7 protein-coding genes and 1 rRNA gene are annotated in these 6,479 nt (G+C 43.6%); 6 read left to right on the top strand and 2 right to left on the bottom strand.

Annotated features, from left to right (window positions below; translation table 11 throughout):
* Nucleotides 1-25 precede the first annotated feature (25 nt).
* Together rrf and BTW00_RS05170 are read left to right on the top strand one after the other, a co-directional pair.
* A 5S ribosomal RNA gene (gene rrf / locus BTW00_RS05175) occupies nucleotides 26-139 on the top strand.
* Between the two features lie 146 nt (nucleotides 140-285).
* Nucleotides 286-783, top strand: a complete 498-nt coding sequence (locus BTW00_RS05170) for a hypothetical protein (protein WP_075106523.1) — start codon at nucleotides 286-288, stop codon at nucleotides 781-783.
* Nucleotides 784-949: 166 nt separating this feature from the next.
* Here BTW00_RS05170 and BTW00_RS05165 read toward each other — a convergent pair whose 3' ends face one another.
* The gene (locus tag BTW00_RS05165; RefSeq protein WP_075106522.1) at nucleotides 950-1,210 is read right to left on the bottom strand and encodes a DUF1289 domain-containing protein; all 261 of its coding nucleotides are present in this window, start codon (nucleotides 1,208-1,210) and stop codon (nucleotides 950-952) included.
* Between the two features lie 188 nt (nucleotides 1,211-1,398).
* On the opposite strand from BTW00_RS05165, the gene BTW00_RS05160 reads away from it, so the two are divergent.
* The 4 genes from BTW00_RS05160 (at nucleotide 1,399) to BTW00_RS05145 (ending at nucleotide 5,449) form a co-directional block, all read left to right on the top strand.
* Nucleotides 1,399-2,052 carry a YqiA/YcfP family alpha/beta fold hydrolase gene (locus BTW00_RS05160; RefSeq protein ID WP_075106521.1) on the top strand — a complete coding sequence of 218 codons (654 nt, stop codon included), beginning with the start codon at nucleotides 1,399-1,401 and terminating at the stop codon, nucleotides 2,050-2,052.
* Between the two features lie 110 nt (nucleotides 2,053-2,162).
* A complete protein-coding gene (gene parE / locus BTW00_RS05155; RefSeq protein WP_075106520.1) occupies nucleotides 2,163-4,049 on the top strand; it encodes a DNA topoisomerase IV subunit B in 1,887 nt (628 codons plus the stop codon).
* Between the two features lie 154 nt (nucleotides 4,050-4,203).
* Nucleotides 4,204-4,929 (top strand): lysophospholipid acyltransferase family protein, encoded by a 726-nt coding sequence (locus tag BTW00_RS05150; protein ID WP_083603577.1) that lies wholly within the window; start codon nucleotides 4,204-4,206, stop codon nucleotides 4,927-4,929.
* A 229-nt stretch (nucleotides 4,930-5,158) separates the two neighbouring features.
* Nucleotides 5,159-5,449 (top strand): IS630 transposase-related protein, encoded by a 291-nt coding sequence (locus BTW00_RS05145; protein ID WP_305956136.1) that lies wholly within the window; start codon nucleotides 5,159-5,161, stop codon nucleotides 5,447-5,449.
* Between the two features lie 16 nt (nucleotides 5,450-5,465).
* On the opposite strand, the gene BTW00_RS05140 is transcribed toward BTW00_RS05145, so the two are convergent.
* Nucleotides 5,466-6,248 carry an SDR family NAD(P)-dependent oxidoreductase gene (locus tag BTW00_RS05140; RefSeq protein WP_075106519.1) on the bottom strand — a complete coding sequence of 261 codons (783 nt, stop codon included), beginning with the start codon at nucleotides 6,246-6,248 and terminating at the stop codon, nucleotides 5,466-5,468.
* Nucleotides 6,249-6,479 lie beyond the last annotated feature (231 nt).

Genomic DNA, 6,479 nt, shown 5'->3' with positions numbered 1-6,479 from the left:
AACAGACTCATATCTAACCCCCTTTGCTGACGACAATAGCGCGATGGCCCCACCTGATCCCTTCCCGAACTCAGAAGTGAAACATCGTTGCGCCAATGGTAGTGTGGTTCGCCCATGTGAGAGTAGGTCATCGTCAGCTCTCTATTCCTGATTAGCCCCTTGATACTAACGTATCAAGGGGCTTTTCTTTGCTTACGATATAGACTTATACTATCCAATTGATAAAAATTATTTTTAAAAGCTTTGAACTATAAAACATAGTTTTTTTTAAATCAAGGATGAAAAATGGATAGTTTGTTGGTTTCTTTAGTTGTAGGAATTAGTAGCAGCCTTTTTGCCACAGCTTTATTTATATTAGTTAGTGAGTTTTTTAGGAGAAAAGTTTTGCCTTGGTATGGCGACAAAATATATAGAGGAGTAAGAATTGATGGAGACTGGGAGGTATGCGAATTTAAGGGAGTAAATCTTAAAGACCTCAAAGATAGTGATGGTTTTATCAAGCTATCCCTTAAGCAAAGTGGTGATGTTGTTGAGGGTATATATTCTCATAAAGGAGGTGATGAAGAAATTGATCAGTATGTGCTTCAAGGTCGTATTAGGGATATGTACTTTCTTGCTACAGCAGTCCCAAAGTCTAATCGACATGTAGATGCTATTACATTACTTCTTTATATAACTAATAGTAAATCGCGACTAATTATGACTGGAGGGCTTACTCATAAAAGTACACCAGGTAAGGTTGACTGCACGTTAGGTGTTGAGTTTCAGTGGAAGAGAACCTAAAAATCCTATACTCTACAATACTTATCACATATTAATTTTATCTATTTCCTGTAATTGAATACATCGGCTGTATTGTATACATAATTTTCTCAATATTTATAAGTTTAGAGATTAATTTTCTATGTGAAAAATTCGAAGTGCTATGTATTTATCACAATTCTAATTCCTAAAACAACTCACCCATCTCAAACTTTTCTTCAAAATCAAATCCTAACTGCTCGTTCTTACGCAGTCGCATGAGCTCTATACGTAACTTACGTCCTACGATAAGCCTTAGCACCTCGCGTTGCTGCTCTGTCGTCATATCATGCCATCGTTGGCGCTCGGCTCGACTGCGCAGGCAACCAAAGCAATAGCCTTTTTTATTGCTTTGACAGACACCGATACAAGGGTTGTCAATGTCGAACAGCTCAAACTGTTGATTCATGGCGACTCCATTGCGATTACCGTCATTCCTTTGACTGGTACCAGACGATTATGACCATATTATTATGTCGCAAATATTGACTAATAGTGTGCCGTTTTATTGTTATTATTTTTGTGCATCGGGTGCTATGCTTAGCGTCACTGGTCTATATAAGACAATCATAACAAAATTAATAAGTGAGATGATACGTGAACCTGATTTATATCCATGGACTGGACAGCGATGCAAACTCGACTAAAGGGCTGCTGTTAGAAAAATATTGCCAGCAGTATCATCCTGATATCACGGTGCTGCGCCCTGATCTTAATAAATCGCCTGCGCAAGTGCGTGAGCAGTTGTTGTCATTGGTAGAAGAACTAAGCAGTAGCAAAGACCAACAGACGGGATCGTCCAACACGGTATTGGTCGGTAGCTCATTGGGTGGGTATTTTTCTACCTTAATCAGTAATCAAATAGATTGTCCTGCATTGCTGCTAAATCCTAGCACGCAGCCTCACGTTACGCTACAGCGCTTTTCTGATAATTCAGCATCAAATCAAGATAGTAGTGATGAGTCATCGGATAATAAAGTCCTGCATACGACGGCGGGCGGTTGGCGTATTACGCCGTCAGATTTGCAATGGTTTGCAGATCATCAAATTTCTCAAGTTATTTATCCCAATAAAGTTGCTGTACTGCTGAAACAAGGTGATGAGCTATTAAACGCTGAGTTGTCTCAGGCCTTTTATCAAAGTCAGGGCGCATCAGTAACCGTACAAGCAGGAGGAGACCATCGCTTTAGTGACTTTGGTGAGCAGCTACCGATGGTGATAGAGATGCTACGAGAGTTAGTAAGGTCTTAGATAGACGACATTATATGACGTGAACGATGGACTATTGACCTTAACGTCGCTGTTTTTGGTTATAATGGTTTTATAGAGTTAAACGCACATGAATAGTTAAGGATGCATTTGTGAGTCAATATAATGCGCAATCGTTAGAAGTTTTAGAAGGGCTGGAACCCGTACGTCGTCGCCCAGGTATGTATACCGATACTACGCGACCAAACCATTTGGCGCAAGAGGTCATTGATAACTCGGTGGATGAAGCGTTGGCGGGTTATGCCAAAACCATCAAAGTGCAGCTGCATAGTGATGGGTCGCTGTCTGTCGAAGATGATGGGCGCGGTATGCCGACTGATATTCACCCTGAATTTGGTCAATCCGGTATTGAGTTGATTTTGACCCGTTTGCATGCAGGTGGTAAGTTCTCGACTTCTAATTATGAAGTATCGGGCGGTCTGCATGGTGTGGGTATCTCTGTCGTCAATGCGCTATCTACGCGCGTTGAAGTGACGGTATGGCGTGATAGTACCCAGTTTGATATGGTGTTTGAAAATGGCGCAGCCGTGACACCGTTGACGGAATCAGTCAGCTCAAACAAACGCAAACGTGGTACCAGAGTGCACTTCTGGGCAGATGGTAGCTTTTTTGATACGCCCAAATTTAATGTTAAACAGCTCAAGCACAACTTGAAAGCCAAAGCGGTTTTGGCCGCGGGACTAACGATTGAGTTCACCGATGATATCAATGATGAAAAGGTCGTTTGGCAATTTACCGATGGGGTTGTCGAGTATCTAAGCGAGCAATTAGATGGTCTTGAGACACTACCTGAAGCACCGTTTTATTATAATTATGATGCGAAAGCTGGCGAACGTGCTGCTATTACCTTTGCATTGTCTTGGTTGCCTGAGGGTGGCACGCCAATTCAAGAAAGCTATGTCAACCTGATCCCGACGGCGCAGGGCGGTACGCACGTCAATGGTCTGCGTACAGGTATTTTAGAAGCGTTACGTGAGTTTTGTGATATTCATAACTTGCTACCGCGCAGCGTCAAGCTGACCGCAGAAGATGTGTGGGATGGGGTGAATTATATCTTATCACTGAAGTTTTCTGAGCCGCAGTTCTCTGGCCAGACTAAAGAACGCCTATCGAGCCGCGAGGCGGCGGGCGCTGTACAGACCTTGGCAAAAGATGCCTTTAGTTTGTGGCTCAACCAACATGCGGACATGGGTACGCAGATTGCGGAATTGGCGATTAATAAAGCAGGACGTCGCCTAAAATCAGCCAAAAAAGTTGCCCGTAAGAAAATCACACAAGGACCTGCATTGCCGGGTAAGTTGGCAGATTGCCGCGGTGATCTGCGTGATGGCGCAGAGCTGTTCCTAGTAGAGGGTGACTCGGCAGGCGGTAGTGCTAAGCAAGCACGTGATCGTCACTATCAAGCGATATTGCCACTGCGTGGTAAGATTTTGAATACATGGGAAGTCTCTTCGGATACGGTACTATCAAGCCAAGAGATTCATGATATTGCTATTGCGATCGGTGTGGATCCTGCCTCTGATGATCTGTCCGAGCTGCGCTATGACAAGATATGTATCTTAGCAGATGCTGATTCTGATGGTTTACATATTGCGACGCTGATCTGCGCGTTATTTGTGAAGCATTTCCCTGCGCTAGTGGATGCCGGTCATTTATTTGTGGCCATGCCGCCGTTGTACCGTGTCGATGTGGGTAAAGAGGTGCATTACGCGCTAGATGAGCCAGAGCTTGCGCATATATTAGCCAAGGTACCGGGCAATAAAAAAGCGCAAATCACGCGCTTTAAAGGACTGGGTGAGATGAGTGCTGAGCAGCTACGTGAGACGACGATGAGCCGTGATACGCGCCGCTTGGTGCAGCTTGATATGGACGATATGGTACTGACCAATGGCATCATGGATATGCTACTGGCGAAAAAACGTGCCGCTGATCGTAAGTCGTGGCTAGAGAGTAAAGGGGATTTGGCGGATATTTCTTAAAAAGGATGGATGTGTCTTAAAAGTATGTAGTGGCCTTTAACCGCGTACCGTACAAAATGCCCACATAGGCCATTACTTATATTTATCGTTGAGCACTTTATCGCATAATAAAAGCACGCAAAATTCGTCCTAGCATTATGGGCTTAATGGTATGATGATGGTATATTCATTATATTGTGCTGCTATGATGCCAAAGGTTTTTAAACACTCTCAGTCTGATACGACACCATCTGTACGCTCGAAAATACTGCCAAATCTTAGTAGAGAACAGGTGGGTGACAACGTGCCTAGGCGTGGCAATAAAGTATCGCCTGTTATTGGCTCGTGGCTCATGAGGGCGGCAGGATGGCGGACAGTGGGTGAGATACCTAATATCTCTCAGGCCGTGGTATTGGCGCTACCGCATACCTCTAATGTCGATGGGGTTTATGCCATTCCTAGTTTGTTTGGACTGGATTTAAAAATCAGTATTATGGCAAAGCATACGCTGTTTAGGGTGCCTCTATTGTCACAATTGCTGTATTGGATGGGTATTATCCCGATCAATCGCACGGATAAAGGCTCAGTTCTACAAGCTAGTATCGATAAATTTAAGACAGGTAAGCCGCTATTTTTGGGGTTGGCGCCAGAGGGTAAACGAGAATATACCGAAAGTTGGAAGACGGGATTTTATTATTTGGCCGTCGGTGCCGGTGTTCCTATCTTGCCAGTTGCGCTAGATTATAACACCAAGGAAGTTCGTTTTTTGTCTCTGGTCCATCCAACTGGCGATATCGAAGCAGATTTACCGAAAATTTATGCCCAGTACCAAGGCGTGATGCCGCGCCATCCTGAGCGTTTATCGCAGCCGCTACAGGACATCAACAATGCCGCTAAATAACCGTTTATCGTAGCACGCCAAAAACAAGAAGCCCCTGATATGATAGTATCAGGGGCTTTTTTAATTGGATCGCTTTAATATTTATCCATCAGACAGCCAATATATAGTCAAATTCACATAAAAACGTTATAAAATAAATCATCATACTCATTATCATAATAAATGCCCATGACTTACTCGCTAGATTTTCGCAAACAAGTACTAAAAAGCTTAGACGAGGGTATGACCTTTGCCGAGGCAGCTGAGATTTTATAATCTAAGCCCAACCACCATACAAAACTGGAAGCGGCGTGTTCATAGTAAAACAACCAGGCAAACCAAACCCTATAAAATACCAGATGACGTGCTACTCAATGATGTCAAAGAACATCCTGATGATTACCAGTATGAGCGAGCACGTCGTCTAAACTGTAGTAAAACAGGCATTCATCATGCCCTAAAGCGGCTTGGTATCAGTCAAAAAAAAGACTTTAGAACATCCGAAAGCCTGTCCGATCAAAAGAGCGATATATCAGAATAAGCTTGAGCACTTTATACTAAAATTGTGGCTGCCCATTAGATGCGCTGACACCACCATCAACTGGTAGGTTTACCCCAGTAATCATAGAGGCATCATTACTGGCTAAAAAGGTAATGGCGGCGGCAATATCTTCTGGTGCTGCCAAACGTCCAAGCGGACAGCGGGCTAGAAATTTATCTATTTTACTGTCATTGTCTTGAATAGCAGTCGTCATATTGGTTTTGGTCACGCTTGGGTTGACGGCGTTGACACGCACACCATCGGGACCATGATCCATTGCTAGCGTACGCGTCAAATTGGTGACGCCCGCTTTGGCAGCGTTATAGGCGGCCATGTTCCAATCACCGCCCATACCTGAGAGAGATGAGACATTGACGATATTGCCTTTGGTGGCGATTAGGTGAGGCATGGCGGCTTGGCAGACATAAAACGTGCCATTCAAATTGATATTGATAGCCGAGTGCCAATCTTCAGAGGATAGGTTTGTTATTTTACCTTGAATCGCCTTTCCTGCGTTATTTACCAAAATATCAATCTTCTCAAACTTATCAATCGCGCTGCTAATCATCCCTTGTACTTGGCTTTGTACGCTGATATCACAAGTGACACATAGGTAGTTGTCGGTGTGAATCCAAGTATGATCTTCTGGGAACTCTGCTGCCGTCTGCTCTAATGTTTCAGCCGTACGTCCTACCAAAACGACTCTCGCGCCTTCCTCGGCGAAGCGAATAGCAGTTGCCCGGCCAATGCCTGAACCTGCTCCAGTAACGATGACGGTTTTTTCTTTAAAACGCTTCATAATGCTCAATCCTTGTTATTATATAGTGCTTATTAAAATTCGATAAACGTACCTGACATTGATACGTGAGCGCAGCTTATAACTATAAGATCCACGCACAAGCATTGCTGCTTTGATATCATCATAACAAGTCATTACGTTGAAAGCGACTGCGTCTGATAGTGCTTATGTAGCGTAATTTTACATTCGTAAAAATGTTGAAATGCTGATGACTATGTTTATAAATATGCC

Source organism: Psychrobacter sp. C 20.9, assembly GCF_001921765.1.
Classification (GTDB): Bacteria; Pseudomonadota; Gammaproteobacteria; order Pseudomonadales; family Moraxellaceae; genus Psychrobacter; species Psychrobacter piscatorii_B.
This window is presented reverse-complemented; position numbering and strand designations above follow the sequence as displayed.